Here is a 26,811-nt window from a genome sequence, read left to right on the forward strand (position 1 = left end):
ACCGTGCGTCAGTCGCAGTCCACGCCGTGCAGTCCGTCCATGACCGGATCGACCTCGGTGCCGCGTACCAGCAGGGCGCCGTCGTCCCGGCCCCAGTGCAGCTCGTACGTGCCCTCGGCAATGGGGCGATAGCCGTCATCGGCCTGCCAGGAACCCGACGGCCGCCAGGCGACGCCGGACGGCCCCACCGCGTACACGTCGCCGCTGCCCGCGAGCAGGAACGAGGTCTCCCGCACCACGGCCGTGCACCCGTGCGGGCCCGTGGGGCGAAGGATGTGGTACTCCGCGCCGAGGTCGCCCAGCACACCGACCGCGCAGCCCAGTCCGGCCACGACCGCCAGGAGGCCGCGTACGCATCGCGGCAGCGCTGCCCGCCGCGGTGCCGCCCCCTCGGTCTCCGGCCGGGCCGGCGCGGCGGCGGTCCGCATGGCGATCAACGACACGAGGAGCAGCACCGCGCCCACGGCCCAACCGGGGACCACGCGCCCGAGGACGACGAGCAGCGCACTGCTCCAGCCCGCGGCGGCGGCAAGGAGCAGGCACCCCGTGGCGATGAACGTGCAGAGGTCCGATCGCGTCAGCCGGCCGGTACGGCCTCGCTCCTCGTCCATCAGCGCACCCTATGGTTTCGCCGACCGGACCCGGGTGCGGGGTGCGGAACGGCTTCCGGCCATGCACGAGTCCGGTGCCGAGCCCCCGTCGGATGGGCGACGGGGGCTCGGCACCGGCCTGCGGCCGGGCGGCCCGCCTCACACCGTCTCGAAGACCTCCTCCAGTTCCTGGAGCAGCTTGCGCTTGGGACGGGCGCCCACCATCGACTTCACGGGTTCGCCGCCCCGGAAGACCATCAGGGTCGGCGCGGACAGCACCGCGTACCGGCTCGCGATGCCGGGGTTGTTGTCGATGTCCAGCTGGACCACCTCCATGCGCCCGGTCAGCTCGGCGGCGACGGCGCTGAGCACGGGGGCGAGCTGGCGGCACGGGCCGCACCAGTCGGCGGTGAACTCGACCAGCACCGGGCCGTTCGCCGCGAGCACCTCCGTGTCGAAGGTGGTGTCGGTGACCTCGGCCACGCCCTCTGCATGAATCATCTGTCATCCTCCCAGTTCACAACGTGGTTCCGGACCGCCGGGGAGCGCTGCCCCCGCCTCCAGCTCGGCCCTGGCGAGCTGGGCGCCCACCTGGGCGCGGACGGCCTGGAGCTGTTCGACGAGCGAGTCGAGCTCGCCGAGTTTGCGCCGGTAGACGGCGAGCGAGGCGGGGCAGGCGTCACCGGCCGGGTGACCGGCCCGCAGACACTCGACGAACGGCCGGGTCTCCTCCAGCTCGAACCCGAAGTCCTGCAGGGTCCGGATCTGCTGGACCAGCCGCAGATCGTCCTCGTCGTACGCGCGGTAGCCGTTGTCGGCCCGCCGCGCGGACAGCAGCCCGCGTGACTCGTAGTACCGCAGGGTCCGCGTGGTCGTCCCGGCCCGTTCGGCCAGCTCCCCGATTCGCATGCGTTCGACGGTAGACCTTGACGCGGACGTCAGGGCAAGCGCGAAGGGCCGCCGCGGGAACTCCCGCGACGGCCCTTTCGACCGTGTTCCGTGGGTGGCTATGCCTTCGCCATGGCGGGCTGCTCGTCCCGGGGCCCCGGGACGCCGTGCGCGTCGGCGTCCTGGTTGAGCATCTGCTCGTTCCACGGGAGCGCGCCGGAGAGGACCTGGTCCACCCGCTCCTTGTCGATCTCCTTGGTCCAGGTGCCGACCAGGACGGTGGCGACCGCGTTGCCCGCGAAGTTCGTCATGGCGCGGGCCTCGCTCATGAAGCGGTCGATGCCGACGATCAGGCCGACGCCGTCGACCAGTCCGGGGCGGTGCGACTGGAGGCCGCCCGCGAGGGTGGCCAGGCCGGCGCCGGTGACTCCGGCGGCGCCCTTCGAGGCGACGATCATGAAGAGCAGCAGCGAGACCTGCTCACCGGCGCTCAGCGGGTCGCCCATCGCGTTGGCGATGAAGAGCGAGGACATCGTGAGGTAGATCGCGGTGCCGTCGAGGTTGAAGGAGTAGCCGGTCGGCACGGTGATGCCGACGACGGGGCGGCTGACCCCGAGGTGCTCCATCTTGGCGATGAGCCGCGGCAGGGCGGACTCGGAGGAGGAGGTGGAGAGGATCAGCAGGAACTCGCGGCCCAGGTACTTCAGCAGGGAGATCAGGTTGACCCCGGCGACCAGCCGCAGGATCGCGCCGAGCACGACGAAGACGAAGATCGCGCAGGTGAGGTAGAAGCCGATCATGATGATCGCGAGGGACTTCAGCGCGTCGACGCCGGTCTCGCCGACCACCGCCGCCATCGCGCCGAACGCGCCGACCGGGGCCGCCCACATGATCATGGCGAGGATCCGGAAGACGAGGCGCTGGATGTGGCCGATGCCGCGCAGCACCGGTTCGCCCGCCGAGCCCATGGCCTGGAGCGCGAAGCCCGCGAGCAGGGCGACGAGCAGGGTCTGGAGCACCTGGCCCTCGGTGAAGGCGGAGACGATCGTCGTCGGGATGATGCCGAGCAGGAAGTCGGCGGTGGACTCGCTCGCCCCGGCGGCCTGCTTCTCACCGGCGGCGCGTACGGCCTCGGTGAGGTGGAGGCCCTGACCGGGCTCAAGGAGGTTGCCGACGAGCAGGCCGATGGCCAGTGCGACGGTCGACATCACCAGGAAGTAGCCGAGGGCGAGGCCGCCGACCGCGCCGACCTTGGCGGCCTTGCGCACCGAGCCGACGCCCAGCACGATCGTGCAGAAGATGATGGGCGAGATCATCATCTTGATCAGGTTCACGAAGCCGGTGCCGATCGGCTTGAGCTCGACTGCGACGCCCGGGGCCACGAAGCCCACGAGAATGCCGAGCCCCACCGCGGCGATCACGGCCAGATACAGGTAATGCGTGCGGTCCCGCTTGGCGGCTGCCACTCCCACGGGGTTTCTCCTCGGCTCGTCCGGGTCGCTCCCCCGTCCCTGGGGGTGCAAGGGCTGTCCGGCGGATCGGAGCCGTCGGACGAAAAAACCCTTGGCGAATATCTCGCTCCCTGTGACACCGGTCACCGTTGCGTGCATTTCGTTCATGTGTTTTCGGCCAGGCAGACTGGGTCCATGCGTCTCCCCCGTCCCCGTACCCGCCCGCGCAGCCTGGCCGGTCAGCTCTTCGCCATGCAGGTGGTGCTGGTGGCGGCCGTGGTGGCGGGGTGCGCGTTCTTCGCCTATGTCTCCGGCAGCGCGCAGGCGAAGGAGACCGCGACCCGGCAGGTCACGGCGGCCGCGCTGGCGATCGCGGACGCTCCGTCGGTACGGGAGGCGATCCGTACCCCGGACCCGTCCGCGGTGCTCCAGCCGTACGCGGAGAAGGTCCGCAAGGACACCGGGATCGCCTTCGTCACGATCATGTCCCCGCAGCGGGTCCGCTGGACGCACCCGGACTCCCAGCGGATCGGCGAGGAGTTCCTCGGGCACACCGCGCGGGCGCTGCGCGGCGAGACGTTCTCGGAGACGTACACCGGCACGCTCGGCCCCTCGATCCGGGTGGTCACCCCGATCCGGGACGGCGGCAGGATCACCGGCCTGGTCAGTGCGGGCATCACGGTCGAGCGGGTCTCCTCGCAGGTGCGGGCGCAGCTCGGGGCGCTGGGGCTCGCGGCGGGCGGGGCGCTCGCGCTCGGCGGCATCGGCACGTACGTGATCAACGCCCGGCTGCGGCGGCACACGCACGGCATGAACGCCGCCGAGCTGAGCCGGATGCACGACTACCACCAGGCCACGCTGCACGCGGTGCGCGAGGGGCTGCTGATGCTCGACGGGCGGCGGCGGATCGCGCTGATCAACGACGCGGGCCGGGAGTTGCTCGGCCTGGAGCCGGGTGCGGTGGGGCGCCGGGTCGCCGAGCTGGACCTGCCGGCGCCGTTGACCGGGGCGCTGCTCGCCTCCGAGGAGCGGGTCGACGAACTGCATCTGACGGCGGACCGGGTGATCGTGGTCAACACCCGTCCGGTGGTCGGCGGGGAGCAGCGCGGCACGGTCGTGACCCTGCGCGATCACACCGAACTCCAGGCGCTGTCCGGCGAGTTGGACTCCGAGCGCGGGTTCACCCAGGCCCTGCGCTCGCAGGCGCACGAGGCGGCGAACCGGCTGCACACCGTCGTCTCGCTGATCGAGCTGGGGCGGGCGGAGGAGGCGGTGGGCTTCGCCACCGCCGAGCTGGAGCTGGCCCAGGCCCTCACCGACCGGGTGGTGGGCGCGGTCGCCGAACCGGTGCTGGCCGCGCTGCTGCTCGGCAAGGCGGCGCAGGCGAACGAACGGGGGGTGGAGCTGGTGCTCGCGGACGACAGCCTGATCGACGACGGCGACCTGCCCGCGACGCTGCCGCACCGGGATCTGGTGACGATCCTCGGCAATCTGATCGACAACGCGGTGGACGCGGCGTCGGAGGCGGTGGCCGGTGTGCCGGGCCCCGGTTCCGTGCCCGCCCAGCGGGGTGCGGAAAGCGGCCGGGCCGCCCGCGCCCGGGTGACGGTCACCGCGCTCGCCGGGGAGGGCGAACTGCTGCTGCGGGTCATCGACACGGGGGCCGGGATCGATCCGGGGGACGCCGCCGAGGTCTTCGAGCGCGGCTGGTCGACCCATGGCGCCGGCCGCGGGATCGGGCTGGCGCTCGTCCAGCAGGCGGTGCACCGCAACGGCGGGACGGTGACGCTGGACGGCGGCCCGGACGGCGGGGCGCGGTTCACGGTACGGCTCCCGCTGACCGTCGCCGGCCGGCCGGCACACACCACGAAGGAGGCCACGGCATGATCCAGGTGCTGGTCGTCGAGGACGATCCCGTCGCCGCGGACGCCCACCGGCTGTACGTGGGCCGCGTCCCCGGGTTCACGGTGGCGGCCGTCGCGCATTCGCGTGCGGAGGCGGTGCGGGCGCTGGACCGTACCCCGGTCGATCTGCTGCTCCTGGATCTGTATCTGCCCGACGGGCACGGTCTGCAACTGCTGCGGTCGCTGCGTGCGGCCGGGCACTCGGCGGATGTCATCGCGGTGACGTCGGCCCGCGATCTGACGGTGGTGCGGGAGGGCGTGTCGCTCGGTGTCGTCCAGTACGTGCTGAAGCCGTTCACCTTCGCCACCCTGCGCGACCGGCTCGTGCGCTACGCGGAGTTCCGCGCGGCGGCCGGGGAGGCGAGCGGCCAGGACGAGGTGGACCGGGCGCTCGGCGCACTGCGCGCACCGCAGCCGGCCCGGCTGCCGAAGGGGCTGAGCGGCCCGACGCTGGAGGCCGTCACCCGCGCCCTGCGAGGAGCCCCCGACGGGGTGACGGCGGCGGCGGCCGGGGAGGAGCTGGGCATCTCACGGATCACCGCCCGCCGTTATCTGGAGCATCTGGTGGCGGTGGGGCGTGCGGTGCGCAGTCCGCAGTACGGGCAGATCGGGCGCCCGGAGCTGCACTACCGATGGGTGAGCCGGAACCACTGACGCCGTGTCCGGACGGAGCCCGGTGCGCGCGCCCGCGGGAGGGCGCCGACCCCCGCGGGGGTTTCACAGGCCGCCCGCACGCCTGATCCGATCGATGCGGGAGTCGATCGCATTGCTGCTCCGGTAGGCCGCGTTGACCTTCTCGAACGAGGTGACGAAGGTGGCGCCGGCCTGTTTGTAGCGGTGGGCCTTCAGGTGGTCCAGGGCCTTGCGGCACTCAAGGGTGGAGTTCGCCGCATCGAGGATGAACTGCTCCCAGAGGACCTGCCCCTGCGCATCCGGGACACGGAAGTACGCATGGGCGTCGACGGCCGTGCGCCCGATGCGCTCGCAGGCCGGGCGGAGGCCGAACAGGTACGCCGGGGACTTTTTCCGCTCGACGAAGGTCCGCTCGATCGTGAGGAGTCCGTCCCGTTCGCGGCGGAACCGGTCCAGCAGCTCCTTCCCTTCGAGGTCGTTCCAGGCAGTCACCTGCCGCGCCCTGGTCAGCGGAGCGACCACACCGGCTCCGAGCCGGGGCGACACCTGCCGGAACTCTTCCTGGAGAGCACGGAAATCGGTGACCTCCGGCGGAATCCGGTCCTGCCGGTACGCCGACTCGGCCACGGACACGGTCAGCGCCACGACGCACACCACCACGAGAAGACCGCGACGGCAGGCCGCTCCGCCGCGTCGCCGCGGGCCGGCTTCGCGCTGCCGCGGTGGCCCGGGCACGTGTGCTCTGCGCACCAGCGACACGACCGCGGCCACGGCGATGGCGGCGACGGTGACGGTCATCAGCGCGAAGTCCCACGTGATGTGCAGATCGAGCCAGTCCGTCAGCAGAGCCGGCCGCCAGTTGCAGGAGGACCGGCGGAAGAGAGTCAGCTCATCGACGCAACCGTCGGAGAGAAGCAGCATCAGTGGTCCGGCCGAGCCCACCAGGACCGCGATCTGAGCGGCGATGAGGGTGACGAGCAGCCTGTGCCGGCGTGCCCGTACGGATGCGATCGCTCCGGCCGTCACCGCTGACACGGTCAGGGCGAGATACGTCCACGCGAGGAAGAGCAGTCCTTGGAGGCTGGCGCCCCGGGCGGGTGCTCCCGACAGCCCCGCACCGGGATACGCCAGAGCGGCCACGACGACCACCCAGCACCCCACCCCGCACGACAGCCCCGCCAGCAGCGCTCCTCCCAGCCGTGGCGGGCTGTGCGCGGGCGGCTCCACCGCGCCCTCGATGTCGGCCGCCGCGTGTCGCGTCCACGGCCGTACGGCGGGGATCGGACGCGGTATCCAGGCCGCCAGCGGCACGATCCAGAGAGCGGCGATCGCGGCGGCGGAGAGCGGCAGCGCGTTCGTGTTGAGGACCATGGGGAAAACGGCGCCGATCCCCGACAGCATCGTGGGATGGTCCGCGGCCGGGCCGGGATACGACTGCTCCAGCCGCTGCCGGATCCCCTCGGTGTCGTACCACCAGCCGGTCGCGACCGCCGTGGCGCTGCCGTGCCACCATGTGAACCACTGCGCCAGTGCCAGGCCCCCTGCCACCAGGCTCGCCACCAGAGCCGGCCGGATCGTCCGCCCCCGCCAGGTCGTGACCCACAGCCGGGCGACCTGCGCGGTCCACCAGGTGAAGGCGGGGCCGCCGAGCAGGAACAGCAGGAGCAGTGTGTTCCGGCTGGGAAAGAACTGCTCGATCGTCCCCTGACCGGCGGTCAGTGTGCCGGCCGCCATCCCGGCCCCCAGCCACAGCCCCGCCCGCAGACCCGAGGGCGGGCGGCGCCCGGTCAGCACGGCATGGATCACCGCACGCCACAACGTGACACCGACCACCCCGGCGACCAGGCCCGCCGCGGCCAGGGCCACCGCCTGCGATATCAGCGCGCCGGGCGACTGGATGTACGGCCGCAGGGCCAGTGCCAGCTGGGAGTTGATCAGAATGGCGGCGGCACCGGTCAGGAACATGGGCAGCGCCGGAACCGCGTACACCGGACCGGAGTCGGTCAGAGCGCCCCGGCGCAGGTCCCACCGCGGGTGGGGACGCCACAGGGCGGCGAACGAGGCGAGCCTGCGGCGCAGCACGCCCTCGGGAGCCGGCGGGGCGGACACCTGCCAGCCCCCGGAATCCGCACCCCAGCGCACCGCGGCACGATCGGCGTGGATCTCCCGGCTGCGCAGTACGTCCGAGCGCGCCAGGTACATCAGCGCCACGAAGAAGAGGAACTGGAGAATGCTCCGGATCGGGACCGCCCACAAGGAGTTGCCCGACTGCATCTCGCGGACCAGGTACATGACCACGCCCACCAGATAGGGCGGCGCGACCAGGAAGAGGAACACCCGCCACAGCGCGACCGTCGCGTAGGTGAGGGTCACATCTCCATTGCGGAGATGGGCGAACTCGTGCAGCAGCACCGCCCTGAACCCCGCGGCGTCACGGGCCCCGAGGGCGAGCAGTCCTCCGTACAGGCAGAGCACCGGCCGTCCATTGCGGCCGAAGACCACGGCGCCGACGGATGCCGCCGCGGGATCGACCACGACGCGCGGCAGTCGCGTCACCCCGGCCACCGCCGCGACCTCCTCCAGCACACCGTGGACCGCGCGATCGTGATCGACCGACGCCAGCGGGACCACCCTGCCGCGCCGCGCCTTCCACACCGGCAGCCAGAAGAACAGCACGACGGCAGCGACGGCCAGCAGGGCCAGCCACAGGACGGGGACCCACCACGACGGCGGCTGGGCATGCCGAAGCTGGCAGTTCCGATACGCCACCCACTGGGTGGAGCGCGTGATCAGCAGCTGCAGATCGGACATGTGGTCGATGTCCACACCTGCGGCGAGGTCGCAGCTGTACGCATCGGCCCCCGACAGCCACCAGAAGGCCATGTACAACAGCATCAGACCGCTGGTGACCAGCACCAGAACCGCCAGCAGGACGAACCGCACGGTCGTACCGGCGCCGACCGCCCGGCCTCCCCGTGCATCCGACGACTTCATGGCGGCCATCTCCCGCTATTCCTCGGGGGAGTTGTCACCCCGGGGCGAGGCGTCGCCGGTTCTGCCCCCGTCCGCCGACTCGTCCGTCTGTGCCTGCGTCTGCGTCTGCGTCTGCGTCTGCGCCGAAGAGAGCATCAGCCTGGCCATCACCGCGTTCGCGAGGACCTCCGCGCGCTCTCGTTCGAAACCGCGCCCGGTGGCCGCGTCCAGCACCTGCCGGTGGACCTCGACGAGTTGATCAGGAGTCAACGAGGGAACCGTCACCTCGGCGCTCCGCCGCCGCAGGACCCGGCGCAGGAGCGACCTCGCACCGGCGGTCGCGCCGTCCGCAGCGGCACTCCCGAGCTGCCGCGCCGCCTGGTCCACCACCAGCCACACCACCGGCGTGACCACCACCGCGATCTCTCCGGGACCGAAGCCGAGCTGCTCGCGACGGCTGCCCTTTCGTCCGAGCAGCCGCACCACGGCCGCGTCGTCGAACTGGGCCAGCCCGGCGATCACGGACGACTCCTCCGGAGCCACCTCGGCCACCACGTCACGCACGACATCACGCACCCGTACCCGTACGGTGCCGCGAACCGATGCGTCAGAGCTCATACCGACCACCCCCGTGTGACCACAGTCTCGCTTCGCAGACGCTACTGCAGAGAGGGGGATTCCGGCCGAGCTTCCGGCCGGGCGCGGTTCCTGACGTCCCGAGGCGGTCGGACCCGGAGGGGGACCTCACGGCCGGGGAGGCGGCCTAGGACGTTCCTACGAGGCGTGGATATCGGTGGAACACACCGTAGTCATTCCATGCCTTGACTCCTACCGTGGGGCCGTGCACCCCACCCCGCCGTTCAACGCCCCCGCCGCGCGCCGCCTGCGCGAGGCCCTGGGGATGCTTCCCGGCCATGTCGCCTACGGACTCGGGGCCCAGTACGGGCTCCGGATCAGCACCGAGACGGTGGTCGCCTGGGAGCGCGGCCTCGCCTGCCCGAGCGAGTACGAACTCACGGCGCTGGCAGGGGTGTTGTGGTGTTCACCGGGCGACCTGCTCACCGCCGCACGGACGCTCAGGGAACACCGGGTGGCCAGGGAACTGGCCGTGGAGGAGCTGGCGCGGCTGCTGGGGCTGAGCCCCTCCGCCTATCTGCGGATGGAGGAGTCGGGGCGCTGGCGCGGCAACGAGCGCCAGTCCGCGGCGCTCGCCGAGGTGCTGGGGCTGACGCCCGCCGGGTTCGTGACGGTCTGCGGCCGGGACGAGGAGCTGGCGGAGCTGCTGCGGAGCGCGGTGACGACGCGCTGGCAGGCCCAGCTGCGGGCCGTGGCGAAGCTGGTGCCGCTGGAGCGCGGGTTCCTCCAGGACGTACTGGAACAGCTGCACGCCGACTACCAGTCGCTGATGGTGTCGACGCTGAGCTGGAGCAGCACGGGTACGGAGCGGGCCGGTTCGACGGGTGACGCGGGGCGGGTGTTCCTGGCGGAGATCCTGGGGCGGTTCTGGCGGGCGGCGGGGGTGCCGGGGCCGGACGGCTGAGCCGCCCTGCCTCCCCCGTACGCGCTCAGCCGCCGGCCGGTTCCGTGGCCACCGGGTCGAAGGAGAACAGGTTTCCCCGGTCCGCCCCGTCGCAGCTCGTCTGCACCAACGTGGCGCCCCGCGCCTTGCTGTTCCTCTCTGCACCCGCGCACAGACGGGTGTGGGTGGGGCGGATGCGGTACCCCTCGACGGGACGGCCCACCGGCTCGATCAAGAACTTCTCCGCGTCGCCGCGCTTGCCGCACTCCTGGTCCTGCAACGGGGCTCCGGTATCCCGTATCCCGTCCCACACGCCGGTGCAGCCCTTCGAGTAGACCGGGTGGTCGGTCACGATCCGCCAGGCGCCGCCGTCCAGCGGCTCAAGGGAGAAACTCGGGATCGTCTCCTGTTCGCACGGCACCTGGTACAGCCGCCCGGACTCGCTGCCCTGCTCCTCGGAGAGGCAGAACCCGGAGTGCAGGGACCGGATCTGCACCGTCCGCCCCGCCACGGGGCCGGTCGCCGGGCGGGATTCGGGCCGGTCCTCGTCGTCCCGTACGAGAAGGGTGACGGTCACCGCGGCGGCGGCGAGCACCACCAGCGACACGGCGGCCGCCAGAAGGGTCCGGGACCGGCGGCGCCGGGCGGCGGACGGTTCGGGATCCGGAACGGCGGGCGGCTCGGCCGGGCTCCCCGGGGACTGCTCCGGGAGCCCGGCGCCCGCGTCCGCCGCCGCCCCTGGCGCCCTCTCTCCCCCGGCCCGCCGACCGTGCACGGCGAGCTCCTTGCGTACGGCGAGCCAGGCATCCACCTCCGTGGGGCCGCAGCCGCAGGCCCGTACGAAGGCGGCGAGGAGTTCCTCGCGCGGGACCGACGTACGCGCCAGCATGTTGGCGATGGTGGAGCGCGGCAGCACGTCCCCCACCGCGTCGGCCCGCTGGGCCAGTTCCCGGAAGGTCAGACCCGACGCGTCCTTGAGCCCCCGCAAGAGGGCGACGTACTCGGCCGCACTGCGTGCCTCACGAGGATCCGGAGCCCTGTCCTCGACCACCATGCGCTGTGCCCCTCCCCTGGATTCCACGCCCGGACGAGGCTGGGACATGTCCGGGACGGGGGCAAGCCTTGTTGATCGGGTCCGCGGGCTCAAGAGTGGTTTCCGGCACCGCGGCCCGTTTCCGGATCCGACCGTCCGGAACGGTCCCGGGCGCCGGGGGAACGGCAAGCGGCCCCGACCTTCCACGGGGGGACGGTCGGGGCCGCAAGGTCTTGTCCGGCGACTGCCTCAGAAGACCGACTCGGCCTCGTCCATCCGGTCCTTCGGCACCGTCTTGAGCTGTGTGATCGCGTCGGCGAGCGGAACCATCACGATGTCCGTGCCGCGCAGCGCCGTCATCCGGCCGAAGTCGCCCCGGTGCGCCGCCTCGACCGCGTGCCAGCCGAAGCGGGTGGCGAGCACCCGGTCGTACGCGGTCGGCGTGCCGCCCCGCTGCACATGGCCGAGAATGACCGGCCGGGCCTCCTTGCCGAGCCTGGTCTCCAGCTCGATGGCCAGCCGGTTGCCGATGCCCTGGAAGCGCTCGTGGCCGTACTGGTCGATCTCGCCCTTGGCGTACGGCATGGAGCCCTCGGCCGGGTGCGCCCCCTCGGCCACGCAGATGACCGCGAACTTCTTGCCGCGGGCGAAGCGTTCCTCGACCATCTTCACCAGGTCCTTGACCTGGAAGCGGCGCTCGGGCAGGCAGATGCCGTGCGCGCCGCCCGCCATCCCGGACTCCAGCGCGATCCAGCCCGCGTGCCGGCCCATGACCTCGACGACCATGACCCGCTGGTGCGATTCGGCGGTGGTCTTCAGGCGGTCTATGGCGTCGGTGGCGACACCCACCGCGGTGTCGAAGCCGAAGGTCCGGTCGGTGGCGGAGATGTCGTTGTCGATGGTCTTGGGGACGCCGACGACCGGCATCCCGGCGTCCGCCAGCATCCGGGCCGCGGTGAGGGTGCCCTCGCCGCCGATCGGGATGAGGGCGTCCATGCCGTAACGGCGGCTCAGCTCGGCGCAGTTCTCGGCGGCCTCGCGCAGCCGGTCGCGCTCCAGTCTGGCCGAGCCGAGGATGGTGCCGCCCCGGGCGAGGATGCCGCTGACCGCGTTGAGGTCGAGGGGGCGGAAGTGGCCGTCGAGGAGTCCCTTGAACCCGTCCTCGAAGCCGATGACTTCATCGCCGTGCCCCACGACGGCGCGGTGCACGACCGACCGGATCACTGCGTTCAGGCCCGGACAGTCGCCGCCTGCGGTGAGAATTCCGATGCGCATCGTGCTGTGTCTCCTGCTCGCTAGTGCCGTGCAATTCGGGGGATGTCAACCGATTCCCCCTTGCCGTGAGCCACCACGATTGTGGCACGCCAGGTCTGGACCTCGCGCTCCCCTTCCGTCCCGGTACCGGGGCCGCGCCCGGCGGGCGACGTCTCGACCCCCGCGGGTATCGTCAACATGGCAATACCATCCCAAACCGAAAGTGGACGGGAGAGCACGCGTGACGCGGAGCGTGTACGTGACCGGGATCGACCGGGGAGACGGCCGTCAGGTCGTCGATCTGGGAGTCATGGAGCTCCTGACGCGTCAGGTGGACCGGGTCGGGGTCTTCCGGCCGCTCGTGCACGACGGACCCGATCGCCTGTTCGAACTGCTGCGGGCCCGCTACCGGCTCCCCCAGGACCCCGATTCGGCCTACGGGCTGGACTACCACGAGGCGTCCGCACTCCAGGCGGAGCAGGGCACGGACGAGCTGGTCTCCCGGCTCGTCGACCGGTTCCACCAGGTGGCACAGAAGTACGAGGTGGTACTGGTCCTCGGCACCGACTTCGCCGCCACCCAGCTGCCCGACGAGCTGGCGCTCAACGCCCGCCTGGCCAACGAGTTCGGCGCCTCGGTGGTCGCGGTGGTCGGCGGGAAGGGCCAGACCGCGGAGTCGGTGCGGGCCGAGGCCCGCAACGCCTACCGCGCGTACGCCGGACTGGGCTGCGACGTCGTCTCGGTGATCGTGAACCGGGTGGCGTCCGAGGACCGCGACGTCATCGCGGAGCGGCTGACGGCCACCCTCCCCGTCCCCTGTTCGGTGCTGCCCGACGACGCGGCGCTCTCCGCGCCGACCGTCGCCCAGATCACCTCGGCGCTCGGCGGAACGGTCCTGCTCGGCGACGACTCCGGGCTGGCGCGGGACGCCCTGGACTTCGTCTTCGGCGGCGCGATGCTGCCGAACATGCTGAACGCGCTGACGCCGGGCTGCCTGGTGGTCACGCCCGGGGACCGGGCGGACCTGGTGGTCGGCTCGCTGGCCGCGCACAGCGCCGGCACCCCGCCCATCGCGGGGGTGCTGCTGACCCTGGACGAGCGCCCCGGCGAGGAGATACTCAGGCTGGCCGCGCGACTCGCACCGGGCACCCCGGTCGTGTCGGTGGCCGGCGGATCCTTCCCCACCGCGGCCCGGCTCTTCGCCCTGGAAGGCAAGCTGAACGCCGCGACACCCCGCAAGGCGGAGACCGCGCTGGGCCTCTTCGAACGCCATGTGGACACCGGCGCCCTACTGGAGCGGATCTCGGTCGCCCGCAGCGGCCGGGTCACCCCGATGATGTTCGAGCACGAGCTGCTGGAGCAGGCCCGCGCCGGCCGGCGCCGCGTCGTCCTGCCGGAGGGCACCGAGGAGCGGGTGCTGCGCGCCGCCGACGTACTGCTGCGCCGCGACGTCTGCGACCTCACCCTGCTCGGCGACCCCGACGTCATCCGCAAGAAGGCCGCAGACCTCGGCATCGACCTCGCCGGCACCCAGCTCATCGACCCGCAGACCTCCGAGCTGCGCCAGACCTTCGCCGAGCGGTACGCGCAGGTGCGGGCGCACCGCGGGGTCACGGTGGAGCTGGCGTACGACGTCGTCGCGGACGTCAACTACTTCGGCACCCTGATGGTCCAGGAGGGCCTGGCGGACGGGATGGTCTCCGGAGCCGTACACTCGACCGCGGCGACGATCCGCCCGGCGTTCGAGATCATCAAGACCAAGCCGGACGCCTCGATCGTCTCCTCCGTCTTCTTCATGTGCCTCGCCGACAAGGTGCTGGTGTACGGCGACTGCGCGGTCAATCCGGACCCGGACGCGGAGCAGCTCGCCGACATCGCGGTCCAGTCGGCCGCCACCGCCGCCCGCTTCGGGGTGGAGCCGCGGATCGCGATGCTGTCGTACTCGACGGGCACCTCCGGCTCGGGCGCGGACGTCGACAAGGTGCGCGAGGCGACGGACCGGGTCCGGGCGAGCCGGCCGGACCTCAGGATCGAGGGCCCGATCCAGTACGACGCCGCGGTGGAGCCGAGCGTCGCCGCGACGAAGCTGCCCGGCTCCGAGGTGGCGGGCCAGGCGACGGTGCTGGTCTTCCCGGACCTGAACACCGGCAACAACACCTACAAGGCCGTGCAGCGCTCGGCGGGCGCGGTGGCCGTCGGGCCGGTGCTCCAGGGGCTGCGGAAGCCCGTCAACGACCTGTCCCGGGGCGCGCTCGTCCAGGACATCGTCAACACCGTGGCCATCACGGCGATCCAGGCCCAGGGCAAGGAGTGAACGGATGACCGACCCGACCACCGAGGGCGCCGCCGGGACGGACGCGTACCGCGTGCTGGTCCTCAACTCCGGTTCCTCGTCGGTGAAGTACCAGCTGCTGGACATGAGCGACCGCACCCGGCTCGCGGTGGGGCTGGTCGAGCGGATCGGCGAGGAGACCTCCCGGCTGGTGCACACCCCGCTGGCCTGCGGGGGCGCCGAGCGGCGCGAGCGCATCGGTCCGATCGCCGACCACGAGGCGGCGCTGAAGGCGGCGGCGGCGGAACTGGCGGCCGACGGGCTCGGCCTGGACTCCCCGCAGCTCGCGGCGATCGGCCACCGGGTGGTGCACGGCGGGCTGCGGTTCACCGAGCCCGTGGTGATCGACGACGAGGTGCTGACGGAGATCGAGCGCCTGGTCCCGGTGGCCCCGCTGCACAATCCGGCGAACATCACCGGTATCCGTACCGCCCGGGCGCTGCGGCCGGACCTTCCGCAGGTGGCGGTCTTCGACACGGCCTTCCACACGACGATGCCGGAGTACGCGGCGCGGTACGCGATCGACACGGAGACCGCCGACGCGCACCGCATCCGGCGCTACGGATTCCACGGCACCTCGCACGCGTACGTCTCCCGCAAGGCCGCCGAGCTCCTCGGGCGCACCCCCGAGGAGGTCAATGTCATCGTGCTGCACCTGGGCAACGGCGCCTCGGCCTCGGCGGTGGCCGGCGGCCGGTGCGTGGAGACCTCGATGGGGCTGACACCCCTGGAGGGGCTGGTGATGGGCACCCGCTCCGGGGACATCGATCCGGCCGTCACCTTCCACCTCATGCGGGTCGCGGGCATGTCGGCGGACGAGGTCGACGCGCTGCTCAACAAGAAGTCCGGTCTGGTCGGCCTCTGCGGCGACAACGACATGCGGGAGATCCGGCGCCGGATCGACGAGGGCGACGAGCGCGCGGCGCTGGCCTTCGACATCTATGTGCACCGGCTGAAGAAGTACATCGGCGCCTATTCGGCGGTCCTCGGCCGGGTGGATGCCGTGGTGTTCACGGCGGGGGTCGGGGAGAACTCGGCACCGGTGCGGGAGGCTGCCGTCGCCGGTCTCGAAGAGCTCGGCCTGGCGGTGGACGCGGACCTGAACGGCGTGCGGTCCGACGAGCCCCGGCTGATCTCGCCCGACTACGCACGGGTCGCGGTCGCCGTGGTGCCGACGGACGAGGAGCTGGAGATCGCCGTCCAGACCTTCGCGCTCGTCGGACGGGCCCGCGATGCCCTGGGACAGGCCCACAACTGAGCACCCCCGCGCCCCTTTGTACCTTCCACCAGACGGAATATTCCGTAGCGAAACAAACCGATAGGATCCGCCTCATGCGCCGTTCCAAAATCGTCTGCACACTCGGTCCCGCCGTCGACTCCCACGAGCAGCTCGTCGCTCTGATCGAGGCCGGCATGAGCGTGGCCCGCTTCAACTTCAGTCACGGCAGCCACGAGGAGCACCAGGGTCGTTACGACCGGGTCCGCAAGGCCGCCGCCGAGACCGGCCGTGCGATCGGTGTGCTCGCCGACCTCCAGGGCCCGAAGATCCGCCTGGCCAAGTTCGCCGAGGGCCCGGTCGAGCTGGTCCGCGGGGACGAGTTCACGATCACCGCGGAGGACGTCCCCGGTGACAAGTCGATCTGCGGTACGACCTACAAGGGCCTGCCCGGCGACGTCGTCAAGGGCGACCCGATCCTGATCAACGACGGCAACGTCGAGCTGAAGGTCGTCGCGGTCGAGGGCCCCCGGGTGAAGACCATCGTCATCGAGGGCGGTGTCATCTCCGACCACAAGGGCATCAACCTGCCCGGCGCGGCGGTCAACGTCCCGGCCCTGTCCGAGAAGGACGTCGACGACCTGCGGTTCGCCCTGCGGATGGGCTGCGACCTGGTGGCGCTCTCCTTCGTGCGGGACGCCGACGACGTCAAGGACGTCCACAAGGTGATGGACGAGGAGGGCCGCCGGGTCCCCGTCATCGCCAAGGTCGAGAAGCCGCAGGCCGTCGAGCACATGGAGGGCGTCGTCATGGCGTTCGACGGTGTGATGGTCGCCCGTGGCGACCTGGCCGTCGAGTACCCCCTGGAGAAGGTCCCGATGGTGCAGAAGCGCCTGGTGGAGCTCTGCCGGCGGAACGCCAAGCCGGTGATCGTCGCGACCCAGATGATGGAGTCGATGATCACCAACTCGCGCCCGACGCGCGCCGAGGCGTCCGATGTCGCCAACGCGATCCTGGACGGCGCGGACGCGGTCATGCTGTCGGCCGAGTCCAGCGTGGGCGCGTACCCGATCGAGACGGTCAAGACGATGTCGAAGATCGTCGTCGCCGCCGAGGAGGAGCTGCTCTCCAAGGGGCTGCAGCCGCTGGTGCCGGGCAAGAAGCCGCGCACCCAGGGCGGTTCGGTGGCCCGCGCGGCCTGCGAGATCGCGGACTTCCTGAACGGCAGGGCGCTGGTCGCCTTCACCAAGTCCGGTGACACGGCCCGCCGGCTCTCGCGCTACCGCGCGGCGCAGCCCATCCTGGCCTTCACCACGGACGAGTCCACCCGCAACCAGCTCGCGCTGAGCTGGGGCGTCGAGGCCCATGTCGTGCCGCACGTGGACAACACGGACGCGATGGTCGACCTGGTCGACGGCGAGCTGCTGAAGCTGGGCCGCTACAACGAGGGCGACACCATGGTCATCACGGCCGGCTCGCCCCCCGGCATCCCGGGCACGACCAACATGGTCCGGGTGCACCACGTCGGCGGCGGCGCGCGCGACTGACGCCCCCGGCACCCGTGAGCACGACTGTGGGCCGCACTCCCGAGGAGTGCGGCCCACAGTCCTGTGCGGCTCCCGGACAGGCTCTAGCCGTTGCCGCCGGTGAAGTAGTTGTGCAGCCCGGGGACCTTGAGCGAGCCGCCGAACTGGCCGGCCTGGGTCACCTTGACCTTGGTGAAGAAGGCGAAGGGCACGTTCAGCGGAGGCGGTGTCTCCGGGCTGAACGTCACCGGGATGAGGCCGAAGAGGTTGCCCTTCAGCTCCTCCGTGTACATCGTCACCGTGCCGTTGCGGATGGTGGACTTGGAGCCCTTCCGCGCCTCGACATGGCCCGTCGTACCGGCCGGACCGACGGTCTTCTGGTGGAGGTTGTCGATGTCGATGGAGCTCGCGGTGAACTTCAGCACCTTCTTGACGGTGCCGCCGTATGTCTTCACCTCGACGATGCCCTTGTAGTCGAGCCCGTTGAGGGTGAGCATCGAGCTCTCCAGGATCCACGGATCGTTCGGGAGCAGCGGGACGCCCGTCTCCAGATCGGCCGCGGCGAGCGCCTCCGGGTCGGCGGTCGGACACGGGAAGCGCTCCTTGGCGCCGTCCGGGATGTCCTCGTCCTTCTTGGCGTCGAGTCCCTTGACGCTGTCGTCGAGCTCCTCGACCGACTTGCCGGCCTTGCCCGCGGCCTCCCGGATCGCGGAGGCGGTCTTGTCGGCCGTCTCCTTCGCCGCGTCCGTCGCCTTCTCGGCGGCCTTCTCGGCGGGCTTCTCGGCCGTGCCGGTCGCCGAAGGCTTCGGGGCCGCGGTGCTCGCGCTCGGGGACGGGCTCGCCGTCTCCTTGTCCGGTCCGTCGAAGAGGTCCTTGAGCGCGTCGCCCACGCCGAGCGGGTCGAGCGGGTTCCTCGTCTTCGTGGGAGTGGGCGAGGCACTCGGGGCGGCGGCGGGGGCGTCGGCCGCGGCGGCCTTCGTGCCGGGCTCGGCCGTGTCGCTCGCGGACGGGGTCGTCGAGGGCTTCGGGCTCGCCGTGTCGCCCTTGTCACCGGAGTCGGTGGCGGACGGGGACGGGCTCGGCGACTTCGACGCGGACGGCGAGGGCTCCTCGCTCGGCTCGTCGGAGCGGGTCACACAGGGACCGGGCGCGAAGGGGATGTCCGAACTGTCGTCGGCCAGCGCGAGCTTGGGGGTGAGCCCCATGCCCACGAAGACGGCCGTCGGCATCGCGGCGAGCGCGAACGCCTTGCCCGCGGGGATGTGCAGCTTCGTCAGCAACGACTTCCTGGGGGCCGCGTGGCGCGGCCCGCTTCTCGTACCGAGACCCTCACCGGCCGAGTTCCGCTCCGTCTCGTCACCCCGCACGGTGCCTCCCGCCGTCGACCTCAACTGTCGTGTCGTACTGCTCCGGCTGCTGCTGGGGCACGGCTGCCGTGCTGTGGAACTCGGGTCCGGGCTCCTGCGTCCCGGGGCCGGTCTGCGCCGGCTTCTCCCCCGCCGCGCCGGACGGCCCGAACTCGGGCTCGGACGCCGGTTCACCCGGGGCCCAGGAGACGGAGAGCGCTCCGCCCAGCAGGGCGAACAGGAAACCGACCAGGAATCCGCCGATGTTGGCGACCGGTATCGAGATCAGCGCCAGCAGGATCGCGGCGACTCCGGCGAACACTCTCACGATGTGGTGGAACCACATGGTGAGGCCCAGCGTGACGAGCAGGATCCCGATGATCAGGGAACCGGCACCGGCGGTCGTGGACATCGCCAGTGTGACGTTGCCGAGGTGCATGTTGGCGTACGGAAAATACGCGATGGGTAGACCACCCACCATGGTGAACAGGCCCGCCCAGAACGGCCGGTTACCCCGCCAGGTGCGGAATCTCCGCCGGAAGACGCGGAGGTAGTGCTCGTTCTGCCCTGTGGACTCGGGGCTCATGGAAAACAGCTCCCTGGAACCGGTACTGCTGTGAGAAGAGAAAAGGTGGGCGGCCGGAGTCCCCTCGGGAGCGCTCCGGCCACCCGGCGGGTGCTTAGTAGCACTCCTTGACGCCACTGTGCAGCCGCAGGCTCAGGTTGCTGAGCTTGAAGGTGCCGGCGGTGGTCGCCCATGCCGTCTGCTTCACATTGGTCAGCGTCGCCGTCTCGGCGCGCTGCGCGAAGCCGTTCGGGTTGACCTTCTTCTCGGTACCGGACTGGATGCCGGGCTTGCCGACCTCTCCCGCGGCGACACCGATGTCGATGTGCTCGAAGTACGCGTCGGCGTCGAGCTCGGCGATGTCGAGGTACAGGTTGGTCGCCTCGACCGGCTTGTCAGGGTTCGTACCCGCCTTCAGCTGCAGCGTGACGTTGCCGAGGCCGAACGGAAGGTTCGGAGTGACCACCGACTGGCACATGTTGGTGATCGTGGCATCGCTGAAGCCGGACACGGCCACGGCGTGCGCCGCGTCGTCGCCCTTGAGGTCCTTGCCGGTAGCAACGCTGCCGTACTGGACGAAGTCATGGCCGACGAGCTTGTCCGCACGCACCTTGAAGCTCTGGCCGGACACGCTGAAGGACGCCGCGAGGGCACCCTGCGCGAGACCGACACCCACCGCCGCGGTCGCGACGACGCTCGGCACCATGACCAGAGCGAAACGCTTCCATCTGGTGCCACCACGAACCTGGGAACTCATATTTTTCCTCCTTCTCGGACGTACATCTCCGGTCCGGGCCTGGGCCCGTCCTGGGATGGGAGAAGTGCTACGTCCTCGGCAAGGAGAGCGCCTGTGGATGGAGGCATGTACCGCGTCCGAATCACCGGCGATCACCCCCGAGCGACAACCACTGGCCACGCGTGCGCGCGGCCTGTTCGGACAGGCCCTGCCGGACGGCAGGAACCCCCCTGTCCGGAGCCGGCGCCACTGCCGCCGGCCCACTCGGTGGGGACCCAACGGGGCCGCCGCACCGACTGGCGGCCGGGCTGGCGTTATTGGACCGAGCGTGGCCGATCGTGGTGCATTCCCGCCCGTGGCACAAGGGGGTTCGTTACTCGCTAGTAACGGCCCGATAACCGATGCGCGACCGGCTGGTACCGCCCGGCCACACAGGGTGGTGCCGAGTCGAAGGACGAATGGGCGGATCGGGTCGTCAATACGGACAGATCCCAAGGCGCGATTTACTGCGAGTAACAGGCCTCTGCTTTATCAAGATTTGGTAAAGCAGAGGCGCCTCTTATCGCCTGATCGCGAAAACGGCCGCGTTCCCCCGAAGGGCATCGCGGCCGCTTGTCATATCAGAACAAGACTCGCGCCAGCGCCGTACGTGCGGCGCCGACCCGCGGATCGTCGGGGCCGATCACCTCGAACAGCTCCAGCAGCCGCACCCGCGCGGTGTCCCGGTCGTCACCGAAGTTGCGCCGCACCGTCTCGACGAGCCGGCCGAAGGCGTCCTCGACATGACCGCCCACCAGGTCCAGGTCGGCGGCGGCGAGCTGCGCGGTGACGTCGGCCGGGTTCGCGGCGGCGTCCTCGCGGACCCGCTGCGCGTCCATCTCCTTGACGCGGGAGAGGAGTTCGGCCTGGGCGAGGCCGAGCTTGGCCTCCGTGTTGGCCGGGTCGTCGGACAGGACGTTCTTGTAGGCCTGGACGGCACCGGCGAAGTCGTCGGCGTCCAGCGCCAGGACGGCCGCTTCGAGCAGGGCGTCGTACGGCCCCGCGGGCGCCTCGGCCGGAGCCTGGTCGGCCCCCTCGGCGGCATCCTGGTCGACCACGATCCCGGTGAGCCCGAACCGCTCCTCGCCGACCTGGATCAGCTGGTCCAGCGTCTGCCGGATCTGGGCCTCGGGGGCCGCGCCCTGGAAGAGCGGGAGGGCCTGCCCGGCGACGACGGCGAAGACCGCCGGGATGCCCTGGATGCCGAACTGCTGCATCAGCATCTGGTTGGCGTCGACATCGACCTTGGCCAGCACGAAGCGGCCCTTGTACTCCAGGGCCAGGCGCTCCAGGAGCGGGCCCAGTTGCTTGCACGGTTCGCACCACTCGGCCCAGAAGTCGATGACGACCGGGACCTCGGCGGAGCGCTGGAGGACCTCGTTCTCGAAGCCCGCCTCATCGACGTCGATCACCAGGGCGGAGGGCGGTACGGCACCGCCGCCACCCTGCCGGGCGGTCTCGGCGCGGGCCTGCTCCGCCTTCACCTTGGCCTCGCCGGCCGCCTTCACCGCGGCGAGGTCGACGACGCCGCTCATGGACATGTTCCTAGGCTGCATACGTACATCCTCCCCCCTTGGCGCACCGATCCGGAAAGCGATACGGGAACCGCGCCCGTCCGCTGCCCCCGCCGGAGTGCGAGGTGCACGGACAGACACGGTCCGAGGGCCCCTGAAAGACCCGTTTCGGCGCCGGGTCCCCACCCGGTGCCTGTGGCTGTCAATCGGTTGCGGCGTCACGACGGCACGGCCGTCGTCCTTACGCTACGACCCGTAGCGTAACTGCCCGGCACCCCTTGCGCACAGGTGTGTTCGGTGATCTGTCTCACGGCGATCGGGACCGGTCCGTTCTACTTACTGACCGGTATGGTCACGGCATGCTGAGCCGCAGCCACCCCAAACCCCTTCGAACGGGACGCCCGCGCAGTGCCGCGGCCGATGAAGCGATCCTGGAGGCGACCAGGGCCTCCCTGGTCGACCTCGGCTGGTCGAAGCTGACGATGGGCGATGTGGCGACGCGGGCCGGTGTGGCCAAGACGACCCTGTACCGGCGGTGGGCGGGCAAGAACGAGCTGGTCGTGGACGCCGTCTCGGTCCTCTTCGACGAGCTGGAGATGCCCGATCTGGGCAGCCTGTCGGCCGATGTGCAGGCGGTGGTGCTGCAGTTCGCCGCGCTGCTGGAACGGCCGGAGACCCGGACGGCGCTGATGGCGGTGGTGGCGGAGTCGACGCGCGACGAGGCGCTGCGGACCCGGATCCGCGACTCGATCGTGGACCGGCAGAAGCGGCTGGTGCTCCAGGGCCGCCGACGGGCCCAGGAGCGCGGGGAGTTGCCCGTCGAGGAGGACGAGGAGGCGGCGTCGGCGACCGCCGATCTGATCTTCGACGTGATCGCCGGCGCGGTCGTGCACCGGGTGCTGGTGAGCGCCGAGCCCGTCGATGCCGACTGGGCCCGGCGCTTCACCGCCCTGCTGCTCGCGGGGCTGGCGGCGGCGGCCTCCGCGTAGGTCCTTCCGTCAGAAGCCGGGCGGCTCCGTGTAGGTGCCCCACTCCTCGCGCAGGACGCCGCAGATCTCACCCAGGGTCGCCTCGGCCCGCACCGCGTCGAGCATCGGCGCGATCATGTTGGAGCCGTCGCGGGCGGCGGCCAGCATCGCGTCCAGCGCCGACTTCACCCGGGCGTCGTCCCGGGCGTCCTTGCGGCCGCCGAGCTCCCGGACCTGCTCGCGCTCGACCTCGTGGCTGACCCGCAGGATCTCCAGGTCGCCGGTGACCGAGCCGTGGTGGACGTTGACGCCGACGACCCGCTTGTCGCCCTTCTCCAGCGACTGCTGGTACCGGAACGCGGACTCGGCGATCTCGCCGGTGAACCAGCCGTCCTCGATGCCGCGCAGGATGCCGGAGGTGATGGGCCCGATGGGGTGCTGCCCGTCCGGGTGGGCCCGGGTGCCGCGCTCCTTGATCTGCTCGAAGATCTTCTCGGCGTCGGCCTCGATCCGGTCGGTGAGCTGCTCGACGTACCAGGAACCGCCCAGCGGGTCGGCCACGTTGGCGACGCCGGTCTCCTCCATCAGCACCTGCTGGGTGCGTAGCGCGATCTCGGCGGCCTGCTCGGAGGGGAGCGCGAGGGTCTCGTCGAGGGCGTTGGTGTGCAGCGAGTTGGTGCCGCCGAGGACCGCGGAGAGCGCCTCGACCGCGGTGCGTACGACGTTGTTGTACGGCTGCTGGGCGGTGAGCGAGACACCGGCGGTCTGGGTGTGGAAGCGGAGCCACTGCGCCTTGTCGGTCTTCGCGCCGTAGGTCTCCTTCATCCAGCGGGCCCAGATCCGGCGGGCCGCGCGGAACTTGGCGATCTCCTCGAAGAAGTCGAGGTGCGCGTCGAAGAAGAAGGAGAGGCCGGGCGCGAAGGTGTCGACGTCCAGACCGCGGGAGAGGCCGAGCTCCACGTAGCCGAAGCCGTCGGCGAGGGTGTACGCGAGCTCCTGCGCGGCCGTCGCCCCGGCTTCGCGGATGTGGTAGCCGGAGACGGAGAGCGGCTTGTAGGCGGGGATGTCGCGGGCGCAGTGCTCCATCAGGTCGCCGATGAGGCGCAGATGGGGCTCGGGCTGGAAGAGCCACTCCTTCTGCGCGATGTACTCCTTGAAGATGTCGGTCTGGAGCGTGCCGTTGAGCACCCCCGGGTCGACCCCCTGGCGCTCGGCGGCGACCAGGTACATGCAGAAGACGGGCACGGCCGGACCGCTGATCGTCATGGACGTCGTGACGTCGCCGAGCGGGATGTCCTTGAAGAGGACCTCCATGTCGGCGGCGGAGTCGATGGCCACGCCGCAGTGCCCGACCTCGCCGAGCGAACGGGGGTCGTCGGAGTCGCGGCCCATCAGCGTCGGCATGTCGAAGGCGACGCTGAGCCCGCCGCCGCCCGCGGCGAGGATCATCTTGTAGCGCTCGTTGGTCTGCTCGGCGTTGCCGAAGCCGGCGAACTGGCGGATGGTCCAGGTCCGGCCGCGGTAGCCGGTGGGGTGGAGCCCCCGGGTGAAGGGGTACTCGCCGGGCCAGCCGATCCGCTCGAATCCCTCGTACGTGTCCCCGGGGCGGGGGCCGTACACGGGCTCCACCGGATCCCCGGAGAGTGTGGTGAAGTCCGCGTCACGCTTGCGGGCCTTGTCGTAACGGGCCTGCCAGCGGCGGCGGCCTTCCTCGATCGCGTCAGCGTCCATACCATCGAATTTACTAGGACGTCCTAGTAAATGTCGATGGGAAACCGCCCGGTGCTTCGCACGGGGCGGTTCGGGCGGCTCGGACCGGGGTCCGGCCGGGTCAGGCCTTGGCGGTCGCGGGGGCGCCGTCGACGATCAGCGGCTCGACCTCGCGGACGACCTTGCGCTCGACGAAGAACGCGGCCGTCGGGATGGTGCCGGAGACCAGCACCCAGAGCAGCTTGCCCATCGGCCACTTCGCCTTGGAGCCGAGGTCGAAGGCGAAGATCAGGTAGATGATGTAGAGCACACCGTGGATCTGGGAGACGACGAGCGTCAGGCCCTCGCCCTTGTCGAAGCCGTACTTGAAGACCATGCAGGTGCAGAGCACCAGCAACATGACGGCGGTGACGTAGGCCATCACCCGGTACCGGGTCAGCACACTGCGTTTCATGGCATCGAGCGTAACCGGACGGCCGGGGCGATCTTGCAGCGGGCCGGGCTCTCGAAACGCCGTTCTACGCCCCGTGCCCCCTCCGTCACGCCTCTTCGAAATCCTGGGCGGCGATCCGCAGCGGGCGCAGCATGGCGAAGATCTCCGCGCATTCCTCGGCGTCGTACACACCGAGCCCGAACTCCATGCCGACCAGGTCCTCGGTCGCCGCCTCGACGACCTCGCGGCCCTTCTCGGTGATGGAGGCGAGGGTGCCCCGGCCGTCGTTGGGGTTGGGGCGCTTGGCAACCAGGCCGGAGCGCACCAGCCGGTCCACGGTGTTGGTGACGGAGGTGGGGTGGACCATGAGCCGCTCGCCGATCTTGGACATCGGCAGCTCACCGGCCTTGGAGAAGGTGAGCAGCACCAGCGCCTCGTACCGCGCGAAGGTCAGTCCGTACGGTTTGACGACCGCGTCGACCTCGGCGAGCAGGATCTGCTGGGCGCGCATGATCGAGGTGATCGCCCCCATCGAGGGCACGGGGCCCCAGCGCTGCTGCCAGAGTTCGTCGGCGCGGGCGATGGGATCGAAGGGGAGACTGAGCGGCTTCGGCACGGCACCGACCTTACCCACTGGTCATATGCTGGTCAGCCCCGTCTCGAACTTCGGTCCGAATACGGTGGGCCGGGGCGGTCCTCCTGACCTCCAGGACGAGCGGGAGCACGCAGAGGGTCCCGACCGCGCCGGCGCCGGCCACCACCTGATGGACCGGGAGGAACTCGGCGGCGAGACCGGCGAGTGCCATGCCGATGCCCTGCCCCGTCATCAGTCCCGCGGTGAGCAGGGTCATGGCCCGGCCCCGCAGTTCCTCCGGGACGGCGTCGACGAACCACTGGTCGAGGCCGATGATGTACGCCGCCCCCGCCCCCGCGAGCGCGAGCGCCACCAGGGTCAGGACCATGCCGGGGCGGAGCCCGTACAGCAGGAGCGGCAGCAGCCCGACGGCGGCGACGGGCAGCACGATCCGGGAGCGGACGCGCGGGGCCAGGACGGCTCCCGCGTACAGCTCGGCGGCGATGTGCCCGACCGGCATCGCGCACATCAGCAGCCCCAGCGCAGCCGGGCCGAGGCCGGCCTCGTCCGCGTACGGGGCGGCGAGCGCCTCCGGCGCGACGACGAACAGCGCGGGTACCCAGAAGAGCAGCATCAGCGCGCGGATCCTGCGGTCGGCGAAGACGATGCGGGCACCGGCCAGCGATTCCTTGAGCAGCGCGCCGCCGCGGTCACCGCCGGCCCTGGCGGGCCGGCTGCGGGTGCCGAAGCGGAGCAGGGCCGCCGAGCAGAGGAACGTCCCGACGGTGATCGTGATCGCCCCGCGGGCGGACAACGCGGCAAGCAGCACACCGCCCACGCCGAAACCGGCCAGCAGCGCGCTCTGCGAGACGATCCGCAGCAGCGAGCGGCCCAGTACGTAGAGGTCGCCCTCGCCGAGGATGTCGGTGAGCGCGGCCATCCGCGTCCCGGTGAAGACGGGCGACACGGAGGCGACGAGACAGCGCAGCGCGAGGAGCCCGCCGACCGGGGTGCCCGGCAGCACCATGACGGCGACGCAGCCCGCACAGATCAGATCGCAGGTGACGAGAACCCGGCGGGCCGGGTAGCGGTCGGCGACCCCGGCGAGGAGCGTGCCGCCGACGAGGTACGGCAGGAGGCCGAGCGCGAAGGTGAGGGCGCTGAGCAGGGGCGAGCCGGTGAGGTCGTAGACGAGGACGGTGAGCGCGAGCTCACTGACCACGACGCCGAGGAGGGAGAGCAGATGGGCGGCGAAGACGGCCCGGAACTCCCGTACGGCGAAGACGGCGCGGTAGCCGCGGGGGGCGGGCTCCGCGGACGCGGTGCGGGCCCGCTCCCGGAGCGCGGGCGACGGCTTCGGGTCAAGGGGGTCGGCGCGCTCCGGGGCGGGGGCCGAGTGGGGCACCGGTCCGGCGGGGTGGGCGCTCGCGGCGCGGGGCGCGGCTGACGGGTCGCGGGGTGAGGGGCCCGTCGGACCGTGCGGGGTGTCCGCCGCGTCGCGGGGGCCGCCCGCCGGGGTGGGGCTGTTGCTCGGCATGGCCGCAGCTTGGAGGAGCGGGGGCCCCGCTCCGTAGACTTTCGGCCGACGCCGAATCTTCGCGAGGCCT

At 71.2% G+C, this 26,811-nt stretch carries 23 protein-coding genes; 7 read left to right on the top strand and 16 right to left on the bottom strand.

Annotated features, from left to right (window positions below):
* Window positions 1-8: 8 nt before the first annotated feature.
* From AB0D53_RS00230 to AB0D53_RS00245, 4 genes are all read right to left on the bottom strand, one after another.
* Complete coding sequence (locus AB0D53_RS00230) at window positions 9-611, bottom strand: hypothetical protein (RefSeq protein ID WP_362437706.1); 603 nt, start codon at window positions 609-611, stop codon at window positions 9-11.
* A 138-nt stretch (window positions 612-749) separates the two neighbouring features.
* Complete coding sequence (gene trxA / locus AB0D53_RS00235; protein ID WP_362437709.1) at window positions 750-1,091, bottom strand: thioredoxin; 342 nt, start codon at window positions 1,089-1,091, stop codon at window positions 750-752.
* A gap of 3 nt (window positions 1,092-1,094) precedes the next feature.
* Window positions 1,095-1,499, bottom strand: coding sequence for a MerR family transcriptional regulator (locus AB0D53_RS00240; protein ID WP_329814992.1), 405 nt, complete (start codon window positions 1,497-1,499; stop codon window positions 1,095-1,097).
* A 98-nt stretch (window positions 1,500-1,597) separates the two neighbouring features.
* Window positions 1,598-2,950 (bottom strand): cation:dicarboxylase symporter family transporter, encoded by a 1,353-nt coding sequence (locus tag AB0D53_RS00245; RefSeq protein WP_362437713.1) that lies wholly within the window; start codon window positions 2,948-2,950, stop codon window positions 1,598-1,600.
* A 174-nt stretch (window positions 2,951-3,124) separates the two neighbouring features.
* Here AB0D53_RS00245 and AB0D53_RS00250 point away from each other — a divergent pair, with 174 nt between their 5' ends.
* Both AB0D53_RS00250 and AB0D53_RS00255 read left to right on the top strand, forming a co-directional pair.
* Entirely contained in the window at window positions 3,125-4,816 is a 1,692-nt protein-coding gene (locus AB0D53_RS00250) for a sensor histidine kinase (RefSeq protein ID WP_362437716.1), read from the top strand.
* Complete coding sequence (locus AB0D53_RS00255; protein ID WP_329814989.1) at window positions 4,813-5,487, top strand: response regulator; 675 nt, start codon at window positions 4,813-4,815, stop codon at window positions 5,485-5,487. Before AB0D53_RS00250 ends, AB0D53_RS00255 begins: the two co-directional genes overlap by 4 nt.
* 63 nt (window positions 5,488-5,550) lie before the next feature.
* Here the strand turns inward: AB0D53_RS00255 and AB0D53_RS00260 are convergent, their stop codons facing one another.
* Window positions 5,551-8,469 (bottom strand): M56 family metallopeptidase, encoded by a 2,919-nt coding sequence (locus AB0D53_RS00260; RefSeq protein ID WP_362437721.1) that lies wholly within the window; start codon window positions 8,467-8,469, stop codon window positions 5,551-5,553.
* Window positions 8,470-8,475: 6 nt separating this feature from the next.
* Window positions 8,476-9,057, bottom strand: a complete 582-nt coding sequence (locus tag AB0D53_RS00265; protein ID WP_362437724.1) for a hypothetical protein — start codon at window positions 9,055-9,057, stop codon at window positions 8,476-8,478.
* Window positions 9,058-9,340: 283 nt separating this feature from the next.
* Between AB0D53_RS00265 and AB0D53_RS00270 the strand changes: the two genes are divergently transcribed.
* Window positions 9,341-9,979: a helix-turn-helix domain-containing protein gene (locus AB0D53_RS00270; RefSeq protein WP_362438776.1), complete on the top strand. Its 639-nt coding sequence runs from the start codon at window positions 9,341-9,343 to the stop codon at window positions 9,977-9,979.
* A gap of 25 nt (window positions 9,980-10,004) precedes the next feature.
* Here AB0D53_RS00270 and AB0D53_RS00275 read toward each other — a convergent pair whose 3' ends face one another.
* Window positions 10,005-11,012, bottom strand: coding sequence for a helix-turn-helix domain-containing protein (locus AB0D53_RS00275; RefSeq protein WP_362437727.1), 1,008 nt, complete (start codon window positions 11,010-11,012; stop codon window positions 10,005-10,007).
* Between the two features lie 228 nt (window positions 11,013-11,240).
* Window positions 11,241-12,266 (bottom strand): ATP-dependent 6-phosphofructokinase, encoded by a 1,026-nt coding sequence (locus tag AB0D53_RS00280; protein WP_329814985.1) that lies wholly within the window; start codon window positions 12,264-12,266, stop codon window positions 11,241-11,243.
* A 220-nt stretch (window positions 12,267-12,486) separates the two neighbouring features.
* Here AB0D53_RS00280 and pta point away from each other — a divergent pair, with 220 nt between their 5' ends.
* From pta to pyk, 3 genes are all read left to right on the top strand, one after another.
* Window positions 12,487-14,559, top strand: coding sequence for a phosphate acetyltransferase (gene pta, locus AB0D53_RS00285; RefSeq protein WP_362437732.1), 2,073 nt, complete (start codon window positions 12,487-12,489; stop codon window positions 14,557-14,559).
* A gap of 4 nt (window positions 14,560-14,563) precedes the next feature.
* Window positions 14,564-15,835, top strand: a complete 1,272-nt coding sequence (locus tag AB0D53_RS00290) for an acetate kinase (RefSeq protein WP_362437735.1) — start codon at window positions 14,564-14,566, stop codon at window positions 15,833-15,835.
* A gap of 74 nt (window positions 15,836-15,909) precedes the next feature.
* The gene (pyk, locus tag AB0D53_RS00295) at window positions 15,910-17,340 is read left to right on the top strand and encodes a pyruvate kinase (RefSeq protein WP_362437738.1); all 1,431 of its coding nucleotides are present in this window, start codon (window positions 15,910-15,912) and stop codon (window positions 17,338-17,340) included.
* A gap of 83 nt (window positions 17,341-17,423) precedes the next feature.
* Here the strand turns inward: pyk and AB0D53_RS00300 are convergent, their stop codons facing one another.
* The 4 genes from AB0D53_RS00300 to AB0D53_RS00315 all read right to left on the bottom strand — a co-directional run bounded on the left by AB0D53_RS00300 (window position 17,424) and on the right by AB0D53_RS00315 (window position 21,561).
* On the bottom strand, window positions 17,424-18,686 hold the full coding sequence (locus AB0D53_RS00300) for a hypothetical protein (protein ID WP_362437741.1): 1,263 nt from the start codon (window positions 18,684-18,686) through the stop codon (window positions 17,424-17,426).
* Complete coding sequence (locus AB0D53_RS00305) at window positions 18,676-19,251, bottom strand: DUF6114 domain-containing protein (RefSeq protein WP_362437744.1); 576 nt, start codon at window positions 19,249-19,251, stop codon at window positions 18,676-18,678. The genes AB0D53_RS00300 and AB0D53_RS00305 overlap by 11 nt, the downstream gene beginning before the upstream one ends.
* A gap of 94 nt (window positions 19,252-19,345) precedes the next feature.
* Window positions 19,346-19,987: a DUF6230 family protein gene (locus tag AB0D53_RS00310; RefSeq protein ID WP_362437747.1), complete on the bottom strand. Its 642-nt coding sequence runs from the start codon at window positions 19,985-19,987 to the stop codon at window positions 19,346-19,348.
* Between the two features lie 599 nt (window positions 19,988-20,586).
* Window positions 20,587-21,561: a tetratricopeptide repeat protein gene (locus AB0D53_RS00315; protein ID WP_362437750.1), complete on the bottom strand. Its 975-nt coding sequence runs from the start codon at window positions 21,559-21,561 to the stop codon at window positions 20,587-20,589.
* A gap of 317 nt (window positions 21,562-21,878) precedes the next feature.
* Between AB0D53_RS00315 and AB0D53_RS00320 the strand changes: the two genes are divergently transcribed.
* Entirely contained in the window at window positions 21,879-22,508 is a 630-nt protein-coding gene (locus AB0D53_RS00320; protein ID WP_362437753.1) for a TetR/AcrR family transcriptional regulator, read from the top strand.
* Between the two features lie 9 nt (window positions 22,509-22,517).
* Here the strand turns inward: AB0D53_RS00320 and AB0D53_RS00325 are convergent, their stop codons facing one another.
* From AB0D53_RS00325 to AB0D53_RS00340, 4 genes are all read right to left on the bottom strand, one after another.
* A complete protein-coding gene (locus tag AB0D53_RS00325; RefSeq protein WP_362437756.1) occupies window positions 22,518-24,218 on the bottom strand; it encodes a methylmalonyl-CoA mutase family protein in 1,701 nt (566 codons plus the stop codon).
* 100 nt (window positions 24,219-24,318) lie between these two features.
* Complete coding sequence (locus AB0D53_RS00330) at window positions 24,319-24,651, bottom strand: DUF3817 domain-containing protein (RefSeq protein WP_072486761.1); 333 nt, start codon at window positions 24,649-24,651, stop codon at window positions 24,319-24,321.
* Window positions 24,652-24,736: 85 nt separating this feature from the next.
* Entirely contained in the window at window positions 24,737-25,246 is a 510-nt protein-coding gene (locus AB0D53_RS00335; RefSeq protein ID WP_329815038.1) for a MarR family transcriptional regulator, read from the bottom strand.
* Between the two features lie 10 nt (window positions 25,247-25,256).
* The gene (locus AB0D53_RS00340) at window positions 25,257-26,741 is read right to left on the bottom strand and encodes an MFS transporter (protein WP_362437761.1); all 1,485 of its coding nucleotides are present in this window, start codon (window positions 26,739-26,741) and stop codon (window positions 25,257-25,259) included.
* Between the last annotated feature and the right edge of the window lie 70 nt (window positions 26,742-26,811).

The sequence above is a fragment of the Streptomyces sp. NPDC048295 genome (genome assembly GCF_040652135.1).
In the GTDB taxonomy this organism is placed as follows: Bacteria; Actinomycetota; Actinomycetes; order Streptomycetales; family Streptomycetaceae; genus Streptomyces.